This is a genomic window from Krasilnikovia sp. MM14-A1004, from assembly GCF_047159485.1.
Classification (GTDB): Bacteria; Actinomycetota; Actinomycetes; order Mycobacteriales; family Micromonosporaceae; genus Actinoplanes.
Genome location: NZ_AP038773.1, coordinates 4,944,854 through 4,966,621 on the forward strand (window position 1 = coordinate 4,944,854; position 21,768 = coordinate 4,966,621).

General features: G+C 71.2%; 12 protein-coding genes, 1 pseudogene and 1 riboswitch. Of the genes and pseudogenes, 6 read left to right on the forward strand and 7 right to left on the reverse strand.

What is annotated here, in order from left to right:
- Positions 1 to 45: 45 nt before the first annotated feature.
- The 4 genes and pseudogenes from ACMCNN_RS21095 to ACMCNN_RS21110 all read right to left on the reverse strand — a co-directional run.
- Positions 46 to 687 (reverse strand): annotated as a pseudogene (locus ACMCNN_RS21095) (hypothetical protein); the annotation flags it as partial.
- Between the two features lie 8 nt (positions 688 to 695).
- Positions 696 to 1,763, reverse strand: coding sequence for a 16S rRNA (cytosine(1402)-N(4))-methyltransferase RsmH (rsmH, locus tag ACMCNN_RS21100; protein ID WP_412742237.1), 1,068 nt, complete (start codon positions 1,761 to 1,763; stop codon positions 696 to 698).
- Positions 1,764 to 1,973: 210 nt separating this feature from the next.
- A complete protein-coding gene (gene mraZ / locus ACMCNN_RS21105; protein WP_412742238.1) occupies positions 1,974 to 2,405 on the reverse strand; it encodes a division/cell wall cluster transcriptional repressor MraZ in 432 nt (143 codons plus the stop codon).
- 474 nt (positions 2,406 to 2,879) lie between these two features.
- Complete coding sequence (locus tag ACMCNN_RS21110; RefSeq protein WP_412742239.1) at positions 2,880 to 3,659, reverse strand: C40 family peptidase; 780 nt, start codon at positions 3,657 to 3,659, stop codon at positions 2,880 to 2,882.
- A gap of 39 nt (positions 3,660 to 3,698) precedes the next feature.
- Positions 3,699 to 3,830: riboswitch (cyclic di-AMP (ydaO/yuaA leader) on the reverse strand.
- A gap of 498 nt (positions 3,831 to 4,328) precedes the next feature.
- Between ACMCNN_RS21110 and ACMCNN_RS21115 the strand changes: the two genes are divergently transcribed.
- The 3 genes from ACMCNN_RS21115 (at position 4,329) to ACMCNN_RS21125 (ending at position 7,094) form a co-directional block, all read left to right on the forward strand.
- Positions 4,329 to 5,549 (forward strand): MurT ligase domain-containing protein, encoded by a 1,221-nt coding sequence (locus tag ACMCNN_RS21115; protein ID WP_412747236.1) that lies wholly within the window; start codon positions 4,329 to 4,331, stop codon positions 5,547 to 5,549.
- Positions 5,539 to 6,252, forward strand: a complete 714-nt coding sequence (locus ACMCNN_RS21120) for a type 1 glutamine amidotransferase (protein WP_412742240.1) — start codon at positions 5,539 to 5,541, stop codon at positions 6,250 to 6,252. Before ACMCNN_RS21115 ends, ACMCNN_RS21120 begins: the two co-directional genes overlap by 11 nt.
- Before the next feature lie 167 nt (positions 6,253 to 6,419).
- Positions 6,420 to 7,094, forward strand: a complete 675-nt coding sequence (locus tag ACMCNN_RS21125) for a TVP38/TMEM64 family protein (RefSeq protein ID WP_412742241.1) — start codon at positions 6,420 to 6,422, stop codon at positions 7,092 to 7,094.
- 127 nt (positions 7,095 to 7,221) lie between these two features.
- On the opposite strand, the gene leuS is transcribed toward ACMCNN_RS21125, so the two are convergent.
- From leuS to ACMCNN_RS21140, 3 genes are all read right to left on the reverse strand, one after another.
- On the reverse strand, positions 7,222 to 10,050 hold the full coding sequence (leuS, locus tag ACMCNN_RS21130; RefSeq protein WP_412742242.1) for a leucine--tRNA ligase: 2,829 nt from the start codon (positions 10,048 to 10,050) through the stop codon (positions 7,222 to 7,224).
- A 228-nt stretch (positions 10,051 to 10,278) separates the two neighbouring features.
- The gene (locus ACMCNN_RS21135) at positions 10,279 to 13,218 is read right to left on the reverse strand and encodes a M36 family metallopeptidase (protein ID WP_412742243.1); all 2,940 of its coding nucleotides are present in this window, start codon (positions 13,216 to 13,218) and stop codon (positions 10,279 to 10,281) included.
- Positions 13,219 to 13,464: 246 nt separating this feature from the next.
- Positions 13,465 to 16,371 carry a M36 family metallopeptidase gene (locus tag ACMCNN_RS21140; protein WP_412742244.1) on the reverse strand — a complete coding sequence of 969 codons (2,907 nt, stop codon included), beginning with the start codon at positions 16,369 to 16,371 and terminating at the stop codon, positions 13,465 to 13,467.
- A gap of 513 nt (positions 16,372 to 16,884) precedes the next feature.
- Between ACMCNN_RS21140 and ACMCNN_RS21145 the strand changes: the two genes are divergently transcribed.
- From ACMCNN_RS21145 to ACMCNN_RS21155, 3 genes are read left to right on the forward strand one after another with little or no spacing between them, the layout of a single operon-like run.
- A complete protein-coding gene (locus ACMCNN_RS21145; protein ID WP_412742245.1) occupies positions 16,885 to 17,973 on the forward strand; it encodes an AAA family ATPase in 1,089 nt (362 codons plus the stop codon).
- A 2-nt stretch (positions 17,974 to 17,975) separates the two neighbouring features.
- Complete coding sequence (locus ACMCNN_RS21150) at positions 17,976 to 19,268, forward strand: DUF58 domain-containing protein (protein ID WP_412742246.1); 1,293 nt, start codon at positions 17,976 to 17,978, stop codon at positions 19,266 to 19,268.
- The gene (locus ACMCNN_RS21155) at positions 19,265 to 21,727 is read left to right on the forward strand and encodes a DUF3488 and DUF4129 domain-containing transglutaminase family protein (RefSeq protein ID WP_412742247.1); all 2,463 of its coding nucleotides are present in this window, start codon (positions 19,265 to 19,267) and stop codon (positions 21,725 to 21,727) included. Before ACMCNN_RS21150 ends, ACMCNN_RS21155 begins: the two co-directional genes overlap by 4 nt.
- Positions 21,728 to 21,768: the final 41 nt, after the last annotated feature.

Here is a 21,768-nt window from a genome sequence, read left to right on the forward strand (position 1 = left end):
GGACGTGCCGGTCCGCGTCTTTCCGGTTGCGGTGTCCGCGGCCCTGCCCGGCTGCTGGGCGGTGACCGCGGGCTCGCCGCTGCCCGGCTTCGGCACCCCGATGATCTTGCCGTCGGGCAGCCGGATGTACGCGGGCGTGCCCGCCTTGACCAGACCGAGGCGGCGGGCCGCCGCGTCCAGGTTGCCGGTGCTCTCGTAGCCCGCGATCTGGTTCTCCAGCTGCTGCTGGCGGGCGTCCATGCGCGCCTTCTGATCCTGCAGGCGGCTGATCCGGAACGTGTTCTCGTTCGTCTTGGTGTTGATCAGCAGGATGCCGATCACACCCGCGACCACCAGCGCGACGACCACCACGGTGAACGGCGCGCGGGGCGCCCGGATCGGCGCCGGCGGGGCCACCCGCAGCCGCGGCGCGGCCGCGACGTCGGTGGCCCGCACGGGCTGCGCCGCGTCGAGCTTGAGCGCGGCCGTACCCTGCGTCGGCACCGCGGAACGGTCCACGCCCCTCGCCCGGTTGACGGCCGCCTCGGCCCGGGTCGCCCGCTGCGACGTGCCCGGCGCCGGCTGGCGGCGCTCCCCCCGGGCACCGCCGCCGCTGCGGGCGCCGTCGATCGCGGGCGTACGACGCTCGGCGCCCGTGCGCTGCGTCCCGATCCGCCCCGCGGTCCGGCCCCCCGACCGCGGCGTCATGCGCTCGCTCATGTTCCCTCCCCCTCCTGCTGTCTGCGCGGGCGCAACCGGCCCAGTCCCCCGTGCGTCGCCGACATCCGGGGCCGTTCGCGGGCGGCACCCGATGCCTGGCTCTCGTCGATCCGTTCCACCGCCCGCAGCTTCACCGATGCGGCACGGGGGTTCTCCGCCACCTCCGCCTCGCTCGGCGGCTCCGACCCGCGGGTCAGCGACCGCAGCGTCGGTCCCGTCCCGGGCAGTTCGACCGGCAGGTCGATCGGCCCGGTGCTGCGTGTCCGCGCGGCGATGGCGCGTTTGACGATCCGGTCCTCCAACGACTGATACGACATCACCACCAGGCGCCCCTTGGGCGCCAGCAAGTCCAATGCGGCTGGTACGGCCGCCTCCACCGAGGCGAGTTCGCCGTTTACCTCGATCCGCAGCGCCTGAAACGTTCGCTTCGCGGGATTGCCCCCCGTACGCCGCGCGGCGGCCGGGATGGCGTCGCGGACGAGATCGGCCAGGCGCGCCGACGACGTGATCCGGTCCCTGCCCCGTTCCCGCACGATCGCCGAGACGATCCGCGTCGCGAACTTCTCCTCGCCGTACTCCCGCAGGATCCGGACCAGCTCGCCCGGCTGGTACTCGTTCACGACCTCCTCGGCCGTGATGCCACGGCTCTGATCCATCCGCATGTCCAGCGGAGCGTCCCTGGCGTAGGCGAACCCGCGGTCGGGCTCGTCGAGCTGGAGCGAGGAGACGCCCAGGTCGAACAGCCCACTGTGGAAGTTCGGCAGACCGAGGTCCGCCAGCACGTCGGGCAGCTCGTGATAGACGGCGTGGATCAGATGGGTACGGTCGGCGAAGCGGGCCAGCCGGTGCCGGGAGTGCGCGAGGGCTTCCGTGTCACGGTCCAGTCCGATGAGGACCGCCTGCGGAAACCGTTCGAGCACCGCCTCGGCGTGGCCGCCCAGGCCCAGCGTGAAGTCGACGTGAGTGGCCTGTGGACGGTCGAGGGCGGGGGCCAGCAACTCGAGGCACCGCTCGAGCAGCACGGGCACGTGCGTGCCTCGAAGCTCCCCCATGTCGACCCCCATTGCCCTGCTCTTTCCACGTCTATCCGGTTGCCCGGTCGTCTTCCGTACCGCCAGATCCCCATCCGCTCGTGCCCTGACGATGGGCGCGCCCGACCCCGGACACGCGCCTGGCGCCGGGGAAGAGGCGCCAGGAGCGGGAGCGGCTGGAGATCTCGCAGTACGGCGGCAGCGACGTCCGAGCCGCTTGTACGGCCCGCACCCGGTGACGCCCTACAGTCCGCCGGGCAGCACCCCCTCCTCGATGTCGGCGAATTCGTCCTCACTCGCCGAGAGGTACTGCTCCCAGGACTGCTTGTCCCAGATCTCCACCCGGGTGCTCGCCCCGATCACCACGAGCTCGCGGGTGAGCCCCGCATACTCCCGCAGGTGGGCGGGGATGGTGACCCGCCCCTGTTTGTCGGGAACCTCGTCGTGCGCGCTGGCGAAGAACACCCGGCTGTACGCCCGGGCGGCCTTGTGTGTCACCGGCTGCTCGCGCAGTTGCCCCGCGATCCGCTGGAACTCGGGCATCGGGAAGGCGTAGAGACAGCGCTCCTGCCCCTTGGTGATCACGACACCTCCCGCCAGCTCGTCCCGGAACTTGGCCGGGAGGATCAGCCGGCCCTTGTCGTCGAGGCGCGGGGTATGCGTGCCGAGGAACATCGGCCCCAACCCCCTGCCCCCGGGCGGTTTCGCGGTCCGCCGTTTCGCTCGGGCCGGCAAGCCCTCCGGGGATCCGTCCCGCCCGGTGTCAATTCACCCTGCGTCGATTCGCCCGGGGTGTCATGTCCACCGTGGGGCCGGTCCCTCCTCGGCCCTGCCACTGCGCTCCACCTTACTCCACTTCCCTCCACCCGCAACCGGAATGCCGCGTTTCGCGAGACCGGTTCGCAGACGAATGCGCACGTCAGGGGCGTGGACGTGTGGTGGAGGGCGGAACGGCCGATCGGGTGGATCAAGTTTCCGACATGCGGCGCACTCGGGCACGAAATCCCCCCGAATCCGACCCTTCGGAGGGTGCGAAACGCCCACTTGCGATGCTCGGGGAGCAAAGTGGAGGGCCGGACACGACAGTGGGGCGTGACCCGAACCGGGTCACGCCCCACTGAATGTCGTGGTGCCGAGGCACCCGCTACCTCACACGGCGACGCGCCGCACGACGTAGTTCTTGCTCCAGATCTTGTGCTTACCCACCCGGGCACCGGAGTGCGGCGAGTCCCACATGTAGCCGCCGCCGGCGTAGATGGCCGCGTGGTAGCCGTGCGAGCCGGACCGGAAGACGATCAGGTCGCCGACCTGCTTGTTCGACTGGCTGACCTTCTTGCCGTACCGCTGCTGCGCGTTGGCCGTGTGCGGCAGCTTCTTGCCCGCCGCCTTGCGGAACACGTACTGGGTGAAACCCGAGCAGTCGAAGCGCCTGGGACCCGCGGCGCCGAACTTGTACAGCGCGCCCCGGTGCCGCTTGGCCTCGGCCAGGATCTTCGCCCCGGAGGCCGTCACAGTGATCTTGACGGCCCGGGTCGTGGTGCTGCGGTAGCTGCCCGCGCCCGTGAACTGGGTGCGGAACCAGCTGGTGGTGGACGGAGTGGTGCGGAACGCGGAGGACCCCTGGGAGTTCAGGCGATGGATCGCCAGGGTCTTCCACTTGCCGTTGCGCTTGGCCTGCAGGCGTACCGAGCCCGTGGTCACGGCCTTGCCGGTACGGGGATCGAGCACCCGCGCCGTCACGGAGACGGCCTGGCCCCACTTGATCGTGCGCTTGTTGACCCTCTCGGTGATCCCGGGCGTCACCGCCGTCTGAGCGGCCCCGTCGGTAACGGGAGTGGCGGTGGCCGCTACGGCCGGCGTGGCGACGAGCTGGCCGGCGCAGAGGCAGAGACCCAGGGACAGTGCGAGGGTGCCGGTGCCGACGGACATGCGGCGGCTCCGGCTCGAACGACGTTCGTGCACGGTAGAGAGTTCCCTCCGGCACGCCTGCGAGGTTAGCTGTCGGGTTCGGGCGGGAAGGTTGCCCGGCCGCCAAGGCGGCTTCACCCCGAGGTCCAGTGCGTCCGCCGAACCGGCGGCCGTACTGAGCGGACCGAAAGTGGGTCCCCCGTCCCTGCCCCCCGTTGCCTTGTGTGGTCGTGCGTTGCGTGGTCGTGTCGGCCGGGCCGGGGCAGGGCTCGGCGTTGCCCGGATCGACACGAGCGGCGAGCGATCGCTCACCGCCAGAAACCTTCGTACCCGAATTCGAAGTTCAACGCTCGATCAAGATCGTTAACAAAAGATGTTGGCACTTTTGGGCATGTCCGGTTTGCGGCCCCCGCGCGACAAATGCCGCCACACTCCGTGGTCCCCCGCTTACGCGCAGGTGATGGTTACGGGTGAATCACAACACACAAATATCCACACCAAGGCCGATCATGAGCGCATGTGGACTCCGCCGATCAGCGGACCGAACCTCCCAAATGGCATATCCCGGATGTCAGGCAGGGGACCGGATATCGGCCGAAGGACGGAGGTCCGTCACGGTGCGGGCAGGCCGTCCGACCACTCGACGTAGTGTCCGGCTCCGGTACCCTCGCTCGCGTGACGGACGGGAAGATGCCCCTGCGGGCCAAGGTCGCGAGTTCGGTGTCGCGCACCGCCGCCGCGCTCTCGCGGGCTGCGGGACGCGGCGACGGCTCGGTGATCGGCGGCTGGATCGGCCTGAAGATCGACCCCGACCTGCTGGCCCACCTCGCCGCGGGCCGGGCCATCGCCCTGGTGTCGGGCACCAACGGCAAGACCACCACGACCCGCCTCACCGCGGCCGCCCTCGGCGTGCTCGGGCCGGTCGCGACCAACTCGTTCGGCGCCAACATGCCCACCGGGCACACCTCCGCGCTGGCCAAGGCCGGGGCCACGCCGTTCGCGGTGCTGGAGGTGGACGAGCACTACCTGCCGAAGGTCATCGAGGCCACCTCACCCCGCGTGGTCGCCCTGCTCAACCTCTCCCGCGACCAGCTGGACCGGGCCAAGGAGGTGGCGATGATGGCGCAGCTCTGGCGCACCACGCTCGCCGCACATCCGGACACCCGCGTGGTCGCCAACGCCGACGACCCCATGGTCGTCTGGGCCGCGATCGGCTCGCCCCACGTCACCTGGTTCAGCGCCGGCCAGCGCTGGCACGACGACTCCTGGGTCTGCCCCGAGTGCGGCTCCGCGATCCACCGCGAGGGCGGCGACTGGTTCTGCACCGGCTGCGGGCTGCGCCGCCCGCAGGCGCAGTGGCACGTCGAGGACGACGGCGTGGTCGACCCCAAGGGCGACTGGCACCTGGTCAAGCTGCAACTGCCCGGCCACGTCAACCTGGGCAACGCGGCCACCGCACTGGCCGTGGCCGCCGAATTCGGGGTACGGGCCATCGAGGCGGTCCCCCGGCTCGCCTCTGTCGCCTCCGTCGCCGGCCGGTACGCCCAGGTGGAGCGGGACGGACGGACGGTCCGGCTGCTGCTGGCGAAGAATCCGGCAAGCTGGCTGGAGGCGTTCGACATGGCGCAGGACGCGCCCACCCTGCTGGCCGTCAACGCCCGCGACCCCGACGGCCTCGACACCTCCTGGCTGTACGACGTGGACTTCTCCCCGCTGCGCGGACGCTCCGTGTTGATCACCGGTGACCGCGCGTACGACCTCGCGGTGCGACTCGAAGTGAACGACGTGGCGTTCCGGCACGTTAAGACGTTTGACGAGGCGGTACAGGCGACCCCGCCGGGACGCCTCGAGGTGATCGCGAACTACACCGCGTTCCAGGATGTGCGAGCGGAGTTGGACCGTGTCGACTGAGAGCACGCTACGGATCGTGTGGATCTACCCCGACCTGCTGTCGACGTACGGTGACCGGGGCAATCTGCTGATCCTCGCCCGCCGCGCGGCCCTGCGCGGCATCGCTGTCGAGACCCACGAGGTCCGCTCGGACCAGCCCATGCCCACCACCGCGGACATCTATCTCATCGGTGGCGGCGAGGACGGCCCGCAGGCCCTCGCGGCACAGCGGCTCATCGCGGACGGCGGGCTGCACCGCGCGGTCGGCCAGGGTGCCGCGGTGCTGGCCATCTGCGCCGGCTACCAACTGTTCGGCGAGTCCTTCTTCGCCAAGGGCACCCGGTGCGCCGGGCTCGGCCTGCTCGACATCACCTCGGACCGCGGCGAGACCCGCGCCGTCGGCGAGGTCCGCGGGGACATCGACCCGCGGCTGGGCCTGCCCCCGCTGACCGGTTTCGAGAACCACGGTGGCCGCACCCACCTCGGTCCCGGGGTCGCCCCGCTGGCCCGCGTCACCGCCGGCATCGGCAACGACGGGCGGACCGAGGGCGCCTGGCACGGCAAGATCCTCGGCACGTACGCGCACGGCCCCGCGTTGGCCCGCAACCCAGCGATAGCCGATCTGCTCCTGAGATGGGCGATCGGCGCCGATAGTCTCGTGCCCCTGGATGACACCTGGGCCGACCGGCTCCGGAACGAGCGGCTCGCCGCGGCGGGCACCTGAACAGCACCAGCACCACCTAGTCCTCGACCGGCAACGAGACTGGAGCGGCACGCTGCATGACTGACATCCTGATCGCCCCGCGGGGCGCTGACTCCGCGGACCCTCAGGCCACTCAGCCGACCCTCGCGGCGCACGCCGAGCCCAGCTGCAGCAGGCGCCATCGCCTCATGCGTTTCGGTGTCCTCACTCTTGCCGTCGCCGCCTGCGCCGCCGCCGCCGCGCTGCTGCCCTTGCAGGCCATCGCCCACTCCGTCATGGCGCTCGGCCCCATCGCCGCGGTCGCCATCGCGATCCTCGGCGGCTTCCTGCTCTCCGCGCTGGTCCCCCGCACCGCGATCACCATGGCGTGCGGCGCCCTGCTGGGCCCCGCGACCGGCTCGGTCGCCGCGCTCGCGGCGGCGGTCCTCGCGGCGGTGGTCACCTACTACCTCGGCCGGTGGGCCGGACGCGGGATCCTCGGCGCGCGGGCGGGCAGCCGGATGGCCCAGCTCGACGGCTGGCTGAACCGGCGGGGGCTCTCCGCGGTGCTGCTGGTCCGCTTCCTGCCGCTGGCCCCGTACGGGCTGGTCGGCTACGCGTACGGCACGACGTCGGTGTGCCGCAAGCGCTACCTGATCGGCACCACGCTGGCCGCGGTCCCGTCCACGATCTCGTACGCCGTGCTCGGTGCGGCCGTCACGGCGCCCGGCAAGATGAACGCGCTGACCCTGGCACCCGCGCTGATCGGGTTCGCCCTCACCGCGGTGATCGTGCTCCGCTGGCGCCTGGCCACCCGCCGCCAGGCCGCGGCCGCCGGCCAGACCGACGCCACCACCAGCCTGGTCCAGGCCACCCCGGCCTGAGCCGGCGCACCCCCGGCCTGATCAAGCCGAGCCCGGCCGGACCACCCGGGTCGGCACAGACGGCACCACGCACGTACGGAACGGCCCGCCGCGCACTTGTCGCGGCGGGCCGTCTCCGTCCGACGGATCAGATCACGATGCTGACCAGGCGGCCCGCCACGACGATGACCTTCTTCGGCTCGCGACCCGCCAGCGCCTCGGCGACCGAGGCCAGCGCCGCCGCCCGTACGTCGGCCTCCGGGGTGTCCGGGGCGACCTCGACGCGGCCGCGGACCTTGCCGTTCACCTGCACCGGGTAGGTGATCGACTCGGCCACCAGCTGCGCCGGGTCGGCCTGCGGGAAGTCGGCGTACGCCAGGGAGCCGTCGTGGCCCAGCTTGCCCCACAGCTCCTCGGCCAGGTGCGGGGCGAACGGGGACAGCATCAGCACCAGCGGCTCCACCGCCTCCCGCGACGCCACCGGCAGCGGGGTCAGCCCGTTGGTCAGCTCGATCAGCTTGGCGATCGCCGTGTTGAACCGCAGCTCGTCCAGGTCGCCGCGGACCCCGTCGATGATCCGGTGCAGCAGCCGCCGGGTCTTGGTGTCCAGCGGGTCGTCGCCGACCCGGACGGCGCCGGTCTCCTCGTCGACGACCAGGCGCCACACTCGCTGCAGGAAGCGCTGCGAGCCGACCACCGCCCGGGTCTCCCACGGCCGCGAGACGTCCAGCGGGCCCATCGCCATCTCGTACACCCGGAACGTGTCGGCGCCGTACTCATCGCTCATCTCGTCCGGGGTGACGACGTTCTTCAGCGACTTGCCCATCTTGCCGTAGCTGCGGGTCACCTCCTGGTCGCCGTAGAAGTACGTGCCGTCCCGCTCGACGACCTCCTCGGCCGGCACGTAGAAACCCCGGTCGTCCTGGAACGCGTACGCCTGGATGTAGCCCTGGTTGAACAGCTTGCGGAACGGCTCGATGGACGAGATGTGGCCCAGGTCGTGCAGCACCTTGTGCCAGAAACGGGCGTACAGCAGGTGCAGCACTGCATGCTCGACGCCGCCGACGTACAGGTCGACGCCGCCGCAGTCGCCCGGCTTCCTCGGGCCCATCCAGTAGGCCTCGTTCTCCGGGTCGACGAAGGCCTTCTCGTTGTGCGGGTCCAGGTAGCGCAGCTCGTACCAGCAGGAGCCCGCCCACTGGGGCATCGTGTTGGTCTCGCGGGTGTAGCGCTTCGGCCCGTCGCCCAGGTCCAGTTCGACCTCTACCCACTCCTTGGCACGCGACAGCGGGGTCTCCGGCTCGCTGTGCGCGTCGTCCGGGTCGAAGGTGCGCGGCGAGAAGTCGTCCACATCGGGCAGTTCGACAGGCAGCATCGACTCGGGCAGCGCGATCGGCAGGCCGGTCTCGTCGTACACGATCGGGAAGGGCTCGCCCCAGTAGCGCTGGCGGCTGAACAGCCAGTCGCGCAGCCGGTAGGTGGTGGCGCCGCGGCCGTGGCCGTGCTCCTCCAGCCAGCCGATCATCGCGGCCTTGGCTTCGGGGATCCCCAGGCCGTTCAGGAACTCGCTGTTGATCGCGGGCCCGTCACCGGTGTACGCGCCCTCGAAGTCGTCCGGCGCCGCGACCGTACGGATGATCGGCAGGTCGAAGACCTCGGCGAACGCCCAGTCGCGCTCGTCCTGGCCGGGCACCGCCATGATCGCGCCGGTGCCGTAGCCCGCCAGCACGTAGTCGGCGATGAACACGGGGATGCGCGCGCCGTTGACCGGGTTGGTCGCGTAGCCGCCGGTGAAGACGCCGGTCTTGACCTTGGCGTCGGCGGTGCGCTCCTGCTCGGACTTCGCGGCGGCCGCGGCCCGGTACGCGGCGACCGCCTCGCCCGGGGTGGCGTGCCCGCCGGTCCACGCCGCGTGGGTGCCCGCCGGCCACGCGGACGGAACGATCGACGCGACCAGCTCGTGCTCGGGCGCCAGCACCATGTAGGTCGCACCGAACAGGGTGTCCGGCCGGGTGGTGAACACCCGGACGACCCCGTCGTCCTCCAGCGGGAAGTCGACGTGGGCGCCGGTGGAGCGGCCGATCCAGTTGCGCTGCATCAGCTTGACCGGCTCGGGCCAGTCCAGGGTGTCCAGGTCCTCGACCAGGCGGTCACCGTACGCGGTGATCCGCATCATCCACTGCTTCAGGCTGCGCTGGAAGACCGGGTAGTTGCCACGCTCGCTGCGCCCGTCCGGCGTGACCTCCTCGTTGGCCAGCACGGTGCCCAGGCCGGGGCACCAGTTGACCGGCGCCTCGCTGACGTACGCCAGCCGGAAGCCGTTGACGACCTCGCGCTGTTCGACGCCGCTCAGCTCGGCCCAGGCCCGTCCGTCCGGGGTCGGCCGGGTGCCCGCCGCGAACTCGGCGATCAGGTCGTCGATCGGCCGGGCCTTGCGGGCGTCCGGGTCGTACCAGGAGTTGAAGATCTGCAGGAAGATCCACTGGGTCCACCGGTAGTACTCGGGGTCCGTGGTGGAGAAGCTGCGGCGCTCGTCGTACGCCAGGCCCAGCCGGCGCAGCTGCCCCTTGTACCGCTCGATGTTCGCCTCGGTGGTGGTACGCGGGTGGGTGCCGGTCTGCACGGCGTACTGCTCGGCGGGCAGGCCGAACGCGTCGAAGCCCATCGGGTGCAGCACGTTGTACCCGGCCATCCGCTGGTAGCGGGTGTAGCAGTCGGTACCGATGTAGCCCAGCGGGTGCCCGACGTGCAGCCCGGCCCCGGACGGGTACGGGAACATGTCCTGCACGTGCAGCTTCGGCGCCCCGGCACGCGGGTGCTGCGGGTCGGCCAGCTCCCCCACCGGGTTCGGCGCGTGGAACGTGCCGTGCTCGGCCCAGTGCGCCTGCCAGCGCTCTTCGATCTCCCCGGCCAGCGCCGCGGTGTACCGGAACGGCGGGACGTCCGCCGTGGTGTCGGACTCGCTCATCGTCATCATCTCGTTCGCGGAAGTCGTGGACGGGGTCGGCCTGCTTCAGGGCACAAAAAAGCCCCTCACGCAGGAGGGGGCGCCGTGCTGGTCGTCAGGGACGCATCAGCACGGCTGGCTAAGGAGCAGCGACCGGGCCATGTAGGCATGGTACCGGCTCCGGTGACGGCCGGGTAACCGGTATGGCACCGGCCCGCCCCGCGGATGCGGGACGGGCCGGTGATCTTTCGCAGAAGGTCAGTTGACCTGCGTGCCGTAGACGGCGAGCTCCGTCGAGGCGACGTTGTCGCAGCCGCTGAAGGCGTCCGGGCACGTGCCGCCCAGATCCTTCACCTGCGTGCCCAGCATCCAGTACCGGACGTACTGCACCTTCTCTGTAGTCCCCGCCGCCATGGCGATGGTGTTGGGGACCCGCTGCGCCGGAGTGAAGTGACCCTGCGAGGCCAGCGTCCAGGTGGTGCCGTCCTGCGACGTCTCCAGCTTGTAGTCACCGGTGGAGGCGCTGCCGCCCAGGCCGCACGTGGTGGCCGGGTTGATCGTCAGCTGGTCGACGTTGACCGCCACCGGCAGCTTGACGACGACGGACTGAGGCTTGATCGCCGTGGTGTCCGGCTGCCCGGGGCCGGTGCCCTCGGCGTCGGAGACCCATCCGGCCTGACCCTGGTCGATCAACTGGCCGGGGCCGCATCCGTCAGCTGTGTAGTCCGCGCCGGTGAAGGACGCCACCGAAGCGCCGCCCCGGCCGGAGGCCCAGTCCCGGCGCAGGGCCCAGTCGACGGTGTTCACCCGGGACGCGATCGACACCGTCTGGTCCTGCGTGTCGTACCCGGCGATGGCCGCGAAGACCTTCGGGTAGGTCGCCGCGAAGATGCCGTCGATCTTGTACGTACCGTCCGCGGCCGTGATGGCCTCGAATCCGTCGGTGAAGCTGGAGGCGTGACCGCCGAAGCCGACCGTCGCGAACGCGAGCGGTGCCCCGGTGACCTTGTCGGTGACCTTGCCGGTCAGCGAGCCGCGCGGCGTGTTGGCCGCGGGCGGCATCGAGAAGTCCTCGACCGCCTGGGCGTCGTCGCCGTCCACGGCACCGGCGAAGAAGCCCATGCCACGGTGCGCGAACACCTGCCAGATCTTCTTCTGCAACCGGCCGCCGTTGACGACCTTGTCGGCCTGCAGGATCGAGTTGCGCTCGTCGAGGAACGACGGGTTCGCGGGCGACAGCTCCATCCCGCGGGTCACCAGCGACTCAGCCTGCCGGCTGCCGATCGCCTTGCGGAGATCCCACAGCGTCTGTGCCCAGATCTCACCGTCCGCGTGCACCTCGGGCCGGCCCGCGACCTTCCCGAAGTCGCCGTAGGTGTAACCACCGGGACCGGCGGGCGTGGTGCCGGGGCAGGCCTCCGACGTGTCGCCGACCGGGCAGTCGAGCCCCTCGGTGCGGATCGTGTGGCCCCCGGTGACGTACTTGCCGACGAGGACGTCGCCGACCGCCGGGGTGTCGGTCTCCAGGCCCGAACCGACCAGGTAGTCCATCGCGTAGAAGTCGCTCCACGCCTCGCCCATGGAGCCCGCCTGGACGTTGCCCAGCGTGGACTTGCCGTCGGCGCCCACCACGAGACGGTTGGACAGACCGTGGGTGTACTCGTGGTACACGATGTCGGCCTCGTCGCCGGAGTTGGCCGGGACGTCCGTGTTGTTGGTCTTCGGGTCCGGGTTGTAGAACAGGTACATCTGCATGATCGGGTTCTCGCCGTCCGGCGGCGTGTTCATGTTCGCGTTGTTGGCGTGGTTCGGGTCCGGCAGGCCGTTGGCCGTGTCGGCGCCGTCGAGGACCTGGCCCGACACCGCGTCGCCGTCGCGCGCCTCGAAGTTGCCGGCGGCGCGGGTGAAGCCGATCGGCTTGGCGGCCAGGTGGTCGTGGAACGTGCCGATGAAGTAGTACAGCTGGGCGGCGTTCTGCGACAGGTTCTTGCGCCAGGAGTTCGGCGTGTTCGGGTCCCAGGAGCACTGGAACGCGGCCGTGCAGCCCTTGCCCACCTGGGCACCGAAGTCGGTGAAGGGGAACTGCCAGCTGCGCGTGCCGGCCGGCGCGATCTCCTCGCCCGGGTTGCCCTTCTTGTCGGTGTCCTTGAGGTCGGCGGTGACGTGGGCGACGTTGCCGGACAGCCGCGGAGCGTTGTTCGGCAGCCACTTGCGCAGGTCGACCTTCACCTGCTTGCCACCGACGGGGGCACCGGGGTAGTTCGGCCAGACCAGGGCACTGTCGCGGGCGACGGTGCTCTGCCGGAACAGAACCGTGCCGTCCTGCGCGTCGACGACGTGCAGCCAGCCCGCGGTCTTCGCGTAGACCTGCCAGGCCACGCGCGGGCCCGACGCGGTCTGGAACAGGACCAGCTCCGCCGAACCGCCGTCCGAGAAGGTGGTGGCCCTGGTGGCGCCGGCGCCGCGCTTGACGACAGTGGCCGGGGAGTCACCGAGGACGTTGGCGACCGCGGCGGCGCGCGCCTGCTCGGCGGTCAGCTTCGCGGTGCCCGCGCTGGTGGGCAGGAAGGGCAGCGGCGAGCCGTCCACCTGCACCAGGCTGCCGTTCTTGGCGACGTGGGCCTTGAGCCCGTTGCCGAAGACCGCCACACCGGCCACCCGCTGCACGAAGCTCAGGTGGTGGGTGCCCGCGATGTCGACGTAGTCCTTGCGCAGCTGGAGCTGGTCGACGGCGGCGGCGTTGAGGCCGAAGACGTCGGTGTGCGCCTTGAGGTAGTCGCGCACGATCGTCGCCGGCTTCTTGCGGCTGGCCGCGGTCAGGAACCCGTCCAGCTTGGCGACCCGGCGCGGGGTGCCCGTGGCGTTGTCGATGTCGACGATGCCCTGGACGCCGAGCTGGTCGCGCAGCTTGCGGGCCGGGCTGCCCGGCTTCACCGCGGCGGTCAGGCGCTGCGCCGTGACGCGGGCGCCCTCGGCCTTGGCCGCGATCGAGGGCTTGGCCCCCGGGAGATTCAGCGTGTCACGTGAGTCGTAGTTGGCGAGTTCCTCGCCCTGGGTGGTCCGATCCGCGGCGCCCACGGCGCCCTTCGGCTTCGGCGCAGCGTCCGCCTGGGCGGGGAGTAGCCCCGCGAACAGGATGACGCCTGCGGCTGCTGCCCCCCACCGCCGGTTCAGCGACGGTGCTGACAACGGTTTCATTCAGGCCCCTCTCGGCCGGGCTCAGGTGGTACCGCCCGCCGGGCCTCATGCCCCGCGCGGAGCCCACCCCACATCCGTGGCCCGTCGATCGGTGATCATCATTTTCCCGCAGAGAAAGAACTAGACCGATGCCTCTTTCTTTATTCAGTCGATATATACGTGTCCGGTTTCACACCCTCCATGGGGGTCCGGAGACAGGCCACCGGCCCGCCCCGCGAGCGCGGGACGGGCCGGTGGGAGAGCGGATCAGGCGGAGGGTACGCCGTAGACGGCGAGCTCCGTCGAGTCCATGAACGAACAGCCGCTGTACGGCGCGTTCGGGTCGACGCACACGCCCAGGTCCTGCGCCTGGGTCGAGAGCATCGTGTACCTCAGGAACTGCACCCCGGTCTTGCCCGCGGTCAGCGGCACCGGGTTGGCGATGTTCCGGTTGGCAGCGGTGAACTGACCCACGGCCGCGACCGTCCACGCCGTCCCGTCGGGCGACGTCTCGATCCGGAACTTGCCGGTCGAGGCGCTGCCACCGTCACCGCAGGTTGCGGTGGCGTCGAGGGTCAGCTCGCCGATGTCGACCTTGCGGGGCAGCTTGAGCACCACGTGGTACCCGTCGGCGTCGGTGACGTCGGAGCCCCAGCCGGAGCCGTACGACTGGTCGAACAGCTGGCTCGGGCCGCACCCGAACGGGGTGTAGTCGGGCCCGGTGAAGTCGACGACGCTGCTGCCACCGGCGACGGCGGCCCAGTCGCGGCGCACCTGCCAGTCGACGCTGTTCGCCCGGGACAGGACGGTGACCGTCTTGGACACCGTGTCGTACCCGGCGCCCTTGGTGAACACCTTCGGGTAGGTGCCCGGCAGCACGTCACTGATCGTGTACGTGCCGTCGGCCGCCGTGGTGGCCACGTAGTTGTTGGCGAAGCCGGTGACGTGACCGCCGAAGCCGACGGTCGCCCCGGCCACCGCGGCACCGGTGTCGGCGTCGGTGACCTTGCCGGTGACCGAGCCCTTCGGCGTGTTCGCCGCGGGCGGCATCGAGAAGTCCTCGACCACGTCGGCGTCGTCACCGTCCACGGCACCGGCGAAGAAGCCCATGCCGCGGTGCGCGAACACCTTCCAGATCGTCTTCTGCAGCCGGCCGTCGTTGACGACCAGATCCGCCTGCAGGATCGAGTTGCGCTCGTCGAGGAACGACGGGTTGGACGGCGACAGCTCCATCGCCCGCGTCACCAGGGACTCGGCCGTCCGGCTGCCGATCGCCTTGCGGAGATCCCACAGCGTCTGTGCCCAGATCTCACCGTCCGCGTGCACCTCGGGACCGCCGGCCACCTTGCCGAAGTCGCCGTACGTGTAGCCGCCCGGGCCCGCGTCGTCCGTGCCGGGGCAGGCCGCCGACGTGCTGCCGACGGAGCAGTCCAGCGCCTCGCTGCGGAACGGGCCGCCGCCGGCGACGTACTTGCCGATCTGCAGCTCGCCGTCCTTGGCCGTGTCCTTCTCCAGGCCGTCGGACACCAGGAAGTCCATGGCGTACCAGTCGCTCCACGCCTCGCCCATGGAACCGGCCTGCACCGTGCCCAGGGTCGAGACACCGGCCGCGTCGACGACCAGGCGGTTGGACAGGCCGTGGGTGTACTCGTGGAACACGATGTCGGCCTCGTCGCCGGAGTTGCTGGCGATGAACGGGTCCGTCGGGTCACTCGGGTTCGGGAACAGGTACATCTGCATCACCGGCGGGGTGCCGTCCGGCGGGGTGCTCATGTTCGCGTTGTCGACGTGCTGGGCGTCCGGCAGGCCGTTGTCCGTGTCGGCGCCGTCGAGGGCCTGGCCCTGCACCGCGTCGTCGTCGACCGCCTCGAAGTTGCCCGCCGCGCGGGTGAAGCCGATCGGCCGGGAGGCCAGGTGGTCGTGCATGCTGCCGAGGAAGTAGTACATCTGCACGGCCTGCTGCCCGCGGTTCTTCTGCCACGAGTACGGCACCGTCGGGTCCCACGAACACTTGAACGCCGCGGAGCAGCCGCCGCCGACCTGGGCGGAGAAGTCCGTGAACGGGTACTTCCAGCTGCGCCGGGCCGCCGGAGCGACCTCCTCGCTCGGGTTGGCCTCGTTGTCGTCGTTCACGTCCGTGTAGACGTGCGCGATGTTGCCGGCCAGCTTCGGCGAGTTGTTCGGCAGCCACTTGCTCAGGTCGACGCTGACCTGCGAGCCGCCGGCCGGGGCGCCCGGGTAGTTGGGCCACGCGAGACCGTTGTCCTTGGCGACCATGCTCTGCCGGAACAGCGTCGTGCCGTCCTTGGCGTCGATGACGTGGATCCAGCCGCCGTCCATCACGATGGTCTGCCACGCCAGGCGCGGGCCGGCCGCGGTCTGGAACATGACCAGCTTCGCCGAGCCGTTGTCCGAGAACGTCGTCTCGTGGGTCGCCCCGGATCCGCGGGAGACGACCTTGGCGCGCGATTCACCGAAGACGTTGTCGACAGCGGTCGCGCGCGCCTTCTCGGCCGTCAGGGTGGCCGCGCCCGGGCTGCTGGGCAGCGCGGCGAGCGGGGCGCCGTCCACCTGGATCAGGCGGCCGTCCTTGGCGACGTGGGCCTTGATGCCGTTGCCGAACACCGGCACGCCGTCCACGGTCTGGATGAAGCTCAGATGATGAGTTCCCTCGATATCGACATAGTCCTGTCGACGTGTAAGATCATCGACGTCGGTCGCACTGAGCCCGAAGACATCCGCATGCGCCTTGAGGTAGTCGCGTGCGATGGCGTCGGGATTCTTGCGGCTGGGCGCGGTCAGGAAGCCGTCGAGCTGGGTGACGCGGCGGGGCGTGCCGGTGGCCCGATCCAGGTCCACGATGCCCTGCACGCCGAGCTGGTCGCGGAGTTTGCGGACCGGGCTGCCGGGCTTCGCTGCGGCGGCCAAGCGCTGCGCGGCGACGCCGCCGGTCTTGGTCGAGACAGCGGGTTTGGCGGCGGGCGGGTTCAGCGAGTCACGCGAGTCGTAGTTGGCGAGTTGTTCGCCCTTGCTCGGCTTGTCCGCGGCGCCGGCGGCGCTTCTCGGCTTCGGTGCGGCGTGCGCCTGGGCGGGGAGTAACCCCGCGAGCAGGACGACGCCAGCGGCTGCTGCCGTCCATCGCCGGTTCAGCGACGATGCTGACAACGGATTCAATTCAGGCCCCTCTCGGCCGGGCTCAGGTGGGCACCGTCCGCTGGGCCTTGCGCCCCCGCGACGGAGTCCACCCCACGTCTGTGGCCAGTCGAGGGGTGATGTTCATCTCCCCCGGCGGAGATAACTAGACGCCTGTCAAATTCGTTACTTAGTCGAGATTCGTAACGGTGCACTGACCCGCAGTAGCCACAAAGCGCGTTTCGCTCGCAATACGGATTGACGCACGTACATCGAGTCACTTTCCGCCGGGCGCGACAGTCACCCGCTCGGCCGGGCGCCCCGAGCGCCGCGGAAGCCTCCGGGGACGATCACGGTGATCGCCGAATGGACATGGATCAATGTTCTGTTCTTTACCAAGTTGGTATGCGTGTCCGGTTCCTCACCCTACGTAAGGGCCCGTTCGACCGGGTCGGTGAGTTGTCCCCAGCGGGATAACCTGTGAGAACGGGCGGCGAGCGCCGGGGGCCCCACGGACCGCCGGCCGCCCGCGAACCTTCGGGTCCTTCTCTGCGTATGGCACGGGGAGGGCATGAACGTACTTGGAGGAGGCCCGTGACAACGCCATCCTGGGACCAGCCCGGCGGCCCGCTGTCGAGCGACGAGTTCCGCGCCGCCAGCGAAGCCATCATGGCCAACATCGAACAGGTCATCGAGGGCAAGAGCGCGACGGTCCGGCTGGCGCTCGCCGTGCTTCTGGCGGAGGGCCACCTGCTGATCGAGGACGTACCCGGCGTCGGCAAGACGAAACTCGCCAAGGCGCTCGCCCGTTCCATCGACTGTTCCGTACGCCGCATCCAGTTCACCCCGGACCTGCTGCCCAGTGACGTCACGGGCGTGAGCGTCTACAACCAGGAGACTCGGGACTTCGAGTTCAAACCGGGCGCGGTCTTCGCCAACCTGGTGGTCGGCGACGAGATCAACCGGGCCTCGCCGAAGACCCAGTCCGCGCTGCTGGAGTGCATGGAGGAGCGGCAGGTCACGGTCGACGGCACCACGTACGAGCTGCAGTCGCCGTTCATGGTCATCGCCACCCAGAACCCGATGGAGATGGAGGGCACGTACCCGTTGCCCGAGGCGCAGCGCGACAGGTTCACCGCCCGTATCGCCATGGGCTACCCCGACCCGCGCGCCGAGCTGGCCATGCTCGGCGGGCACGGCGCGGCGGACCCGTTGAACAACCTGCGCCCCGTCGCCGACGCCGCCCTGGTGCGCCGCCTGATCGCCACGGTCCACGACGTGCACGCCGCCGAGGCCGTCCAGCAGTACGCGATCGCCCTGGTCACCGCGACCCGGGAGGCCCCCGAGATCCGCCTGGGCGCCTCGCCCCGGTGCACCCTGCAGCTGCTGCGCACCGCCAAGGCCGTCGCCGCCCTGGAGGGCCGCGACTACGTGCTGCCCGACGACCTGCAGGCGCTGGCGGTGCCGGTGCTGGCGCACCGCATCATCCCGACCGCCGACGCCCAGCTGAACCGGCGCACCACCGACGCCATCGTGGCCGAGATCGTGCACCGGCTGCCGCTGCCGCACGATCGGGCCCGCTCGCCGTACGACACCCGCGCCGCCGGTGACGGGCGGGCGCATTTCGACTCCCGGGGGCGATGAGCATGCGGGAAGCCCTCCGGGGCTTGACGACCAGAGGCCGTTCGTTCCTGGCCGCCGCGGCGGCCGCGGCGGTCTCCGCGTTCGTCCTGGGCGAACGGGACCTGCTGCGCGTCGCGGTGCTGCTGGCGGCGTTGCCGCTGCTGGCCGCCGCGTACGTCGGGCGCAGCCGGTACAAGCTGGCCTGCACCCGCTCGCTGGACCCCGGCCGGACCCCGGTCGGCACCAGCGCCCGGGTCATCCTGCGCCTGCAGAACCTGTCCCGACTGCCCACCGGCACCCTGATGCTGGAGGACCGCCTGCCGTACGCGCTGGGCAGCCGCCCCCGCGTCGTGCTGGAACGCCTCGGCGCCCACCAGGCCAGCTCGGTGGCGTACACGGTGCGCGCCGACGTGCGCGGCCGGTACGCGATCGGCCCGCTGGTGATCCGTCTGACCGACCCGTTCGGGCTGTGCGAGCTGAACCGCTCCTTCCCCAGCGTCGACAAGCTCACGGTGATCCCGCAGGTGGTGGCGCTGCCATCGGTCCGGCTGGCGGGCGAGTACAACGGCACCGGGGAGAGCCGGGCCCGCTCCGTGGCGGTGCACGGCGAGGACGACGCCGCGACCCGCGAGTACCGGCGCGGCGACGACCTGCGCCGGGTGCACTGGCGCTCCACCGCCCGTACCGGTGAGCTGATGGTGCGCCGCGAGGAGCAGCCCTGGGAGAGCCGCGCCACTGTCGTGCTGGACACCCGCTTCTACGCCCACCGCGGCGAGGGGCCGACCGCCAGCTTCGAATGGGCCGTCTCCGCGGCCGCCAGCATCGCTGTGCACCTGCGCCAGTCCGGGTACAAGCTGCGCCTGGTCACCGGCTCCGGCGTCGACATCGACGCGACAGACGGCGAGGGGATCATCCTGGACACCCTCGCCGACGTCGAGCTCACGCAGGCCGGCGACATCTCGACCCTGGTCGAGCAGGTACGCCGCCGCGCCGACGGCGGCCTGGTGATCGGCCTGTTCGGGTCGCTGACCGTGCCCGAGGCGGAGGTGCTCAGCGGGCTGCGCGGCAACGGCGCCACCTGCATCGGCTTCCCGATCGACAGCACCACCTGGTCGGCCATGAGCGAGCCGGACCGCGCCGAGGCCGACAAGGCGCACGCCGCGTCCGCCCTCGCGCTGGTCCGCAGCGGCTGGCGTTCCGTACCCGTCGCACACGGCGACACGCTGCCCGCGCTGTGGCCGGCCGCCGCCCGCGGATCGCAGGGCTTCGCGTGGCGCGCCGCGATGGCCGAGACCGTGGCGGGGGGCGTGCGATGACCGGGCGCCGCCGCCTCGGCATCGTCGCCGCCACGGCCACCCTGCTGGCCGCCGCGCCGCTGTCCGCGATCTTCAGCTCGTGGACCTGGCTCATGCAGTGCGTCCTCATGGTCGCGCTCATCGCGGGCGCCGCGGTGCTGGCCCGTACGCTGCGGTTCCCCACCTGGGCGCAGGCGCTGAGCATGGTCATGGTGCTGCTGCTCGTGCTCACCTGGATGTTCCCCAGCGGTGACGAGCTGCTGTCGCTGGTGCCGACACCGGACACCCTGGAACATTTCGGCCGGCTGTTCACCGAGGCCGGCAACGACACCCGCGCGTACGCCGTACCCGTGCCCGACCTCGACGGGCTGCTGTTCGTCGCGGTCCTGGGCATCGGCGCGGTGGCCATCGCCGTCGACCTCATCACGGTCGTGCTGCGCCGCCCCGCCCTGGCCGGGCTGCCCATGCTGGCCATCTACTCCGTCCCGGTGGCGGTCTACGTCGACAGCGTGCCGGTGCTGCCGTTCATCATCGGCGCCGCCGGTTTCCTCTGGCTGCTCGTCGCGGACAACGTCGACCGGGTACGCCGCTTCGGGCGCCGGTTCACCGGCGACGGCCGCGACGTCGACGTGTGGGAACCGTCGCCGCTGGCCGCCGCGGGCCGCCGCCTCGCCGTGGTCGGCGTGGCCGTCGCCGTCCTGCTGCCGCTGGCCGTGCCCGGCCTCAGCAACGGGCTGCTGTCGAGCCTGACCCAGTCCGGGGCGGGCGCCGGGCCGGGCGGGTTCGGCCCCGGCGGCAACGGCCGGGTCAACCTGTTCGCGTCGCTGAGCGGGCAGCTCGCCCAGTCCAACACCACCGAGATGGTCCGGGTCACCACCACCGAGACGGACCCGTTCTACCTGCGGTTCGGCGTCGCCGACGTGGTCACCGACCAGGGCTTCACGAACCGCTCCCCCAGCGGCAAGCCGGTCGCCAAGGGGCTGCCGGACCCGCGCGAGGACGCCGAGACCGACATTCCGTCGTACCAGCGCTACCACGCCACCGTCCAGGTGACGAACAGCCTCAACATGCCGCTGGCGCCGGTCTACTCCGCGGTCGTCGACACCGACAAGCTCGACGGCGGCTGGTCCTACGACCCGACCATGCAGGTCTTCTACTCCAACCGCACCACCACCAAGGGCAAGAAGTACTCGTTCGACTACGTACGGGCCCGGTTCACCCCGGCGACCCTGCGCACCGCCCCGTCGCTGGCCCGCGACAACCCGCTGCGCACGGAGTACACCACCGTGCCGCGCGACGACGAGGTCGCGAAGCTGGTCAGCAAGCTGACCAAGGGCCAGCGCACCGACTACGACAAGATCATGGCGATCTACAAGCACTTCTCCCGGGAGAACGGCTTCGTCTACAGCCTGCAGACCCAGACCGGCACCTCCGGCTCCGACATCGCCAGCTTCCTCAAGAACAAGATCGGCTTCTGCCAGCAGTACGCCGCCGCGATGGCGTGGATGGTCCGGCAGGCCGGCATCCCGGCGCGGGTCGCGTTCGGCTTCACCCGCGGCAGCAACCGCGACGGCGACACGTACGTGCTGACCAACCGGAACCTGCACGCCTGGACCGAGGTGTACCTGAAGGGCTTCGGCTGGGTGCCGTTCGACGCGACCCCCGCCGCCGGAGTGCAGGGCGCCAGCCGGACCGACTGGGCCCCCGACGTCGACCGCCCCACCCCGAGCGCCTCCGCGTCCAGCTCGGCGGCCGCCCCCGGGGTGAACCCGTCCGGCGGCCCCGAGGACGTCGACCGCCGCGGCCGCAGTCAGCTGGACCGCGACCTCGGCGCGGCGGGCACCTCCGCACCGGACTCCGGATCCTCGACCCCGCTGTGGGCCGTGGCGATCGGGGCCCTGCTGGTGGCGCTGCTGCTGGTCCCGGCCACGCTGCGGGCCCTGCGCCGCCGGCGCCGCCACCACGCCACCGTCCCCCGGCAACCGGTGGTCGCAGCGCAGGCCGGACCGCCGGGCTCCCCCGAGGTCACGGTCACCACCGAGACCGTACGGGCCCGCGAGGACGCCCACGCCGCCTGGGACGAGCTGGTCGACACGATGATCGACTACCGGGTGTCGGTCGATCCCACGGAGACCCCCCGGGTCACCGCGGGGCGGCTGGTCCGCGACGCCACCCTCACCGGCGTGCCGGCCGACTCGGCCACCCTGCTCGGCCGCGCCGAGGAACGCGCCCGGTACGCGCGGGCGCCGCTGCAGGGCGGGGAGCTGACCGACGCGCTGGGCCACGTCCGCAAGGGTCTGGCCCGTACGGCGCGGCGGCGTACCCGGATCGCCGCGGTGCTGCTGCCGCCGTCGGTGCTGCTGCGCTGGCGGATGGGGATGGCGGACCGCTCGACCCGCTGGATCGGCGCGATGGGGCGCGGCCGCGACGTGATGACCCGCTTCAGCCCCCGCCGCCTCCTCGCCGGCCGCGCCCGCTGACGTCACCTTGCTCGCCGTTCCGGGATAGTACTGCACGCGAC

Excerpts from the sequence above, each read along its gene's own strand:
- rsmH (WP_412742237.1), bottom strand. The coding sequence starts at position 1,763 with ATGGGGGTCGACATGGGGGAGCTTCGAGGCACGCACGTGCCCGTGCTG.
- ACMCNN_RS21135 (WP_412742243.1), bottom strand. The coding sequence starts at position 13,218 with ATGAAACCGTTGTCAGCACCGTCGCTGAACCGGCGGTGGGGGGCAGCA.
- mraZ (WP_412742238.1), bottom strand. The coding sequence starts at position 2,405 with ATGTTCCTCGGCACGCATACCCCGCGCCTCGACGACAAGGGCCGGCTG.
- ACMCNN_RS21155 (WP_412742247.1), top strand. The coding sequence starts at position 19,265 with ATGACCGGGCGCCGCCGCCTCGGCATCGTCGCCGCCACGGCCACCCTG.
- ACMCNN_RS21150 (WP_412742246.1), top strand. The coding sequence starts at position 17,976 with ATGCGGGAAGCCCTCCGGGGCTTGACGACCAGAGGCCGTTCGTTCCTG.
- ACMCNN_RS21145 (WP_412742245.1), top strand. The coding sequence starts at position 16,885 with ATGGCACGGGGAGGGCATGAACGTACTTGGAGGAGGCCCGTGACAACG.
- ACMCNN_RS21125 (WP_412742241.1), top strand. The coding sequence starts at position 6,420 with ATGCGTTTCGGTGTCCTCACTCTTGCCGTCGCCGCCTGCGCCGCCGCC.
- ACMCNN_RS21110 (WP_412742239.1), bottom strand. The coding sequence starts at position 3,659 with ATGTCCGTCGGCACCGGCACCCTCGCACTGTCCCTGGGTCTCTGCCTC.
- leuS (WP_412742242.1), bottom strand. The coding sequence starts at position 10,050 with ATGATGACGATGAGCGAGTCCGACACCACGGCGGACGTCCCGCCGTTC.
- ACMCNN_RS21115 (WP_412747236.1), top strand. The coding sequence starts at position 4,329 with ATGCCCCTGCGGGCCAAGGTCGCGAGTTCGGTGTCGCGCACCGCCGCC.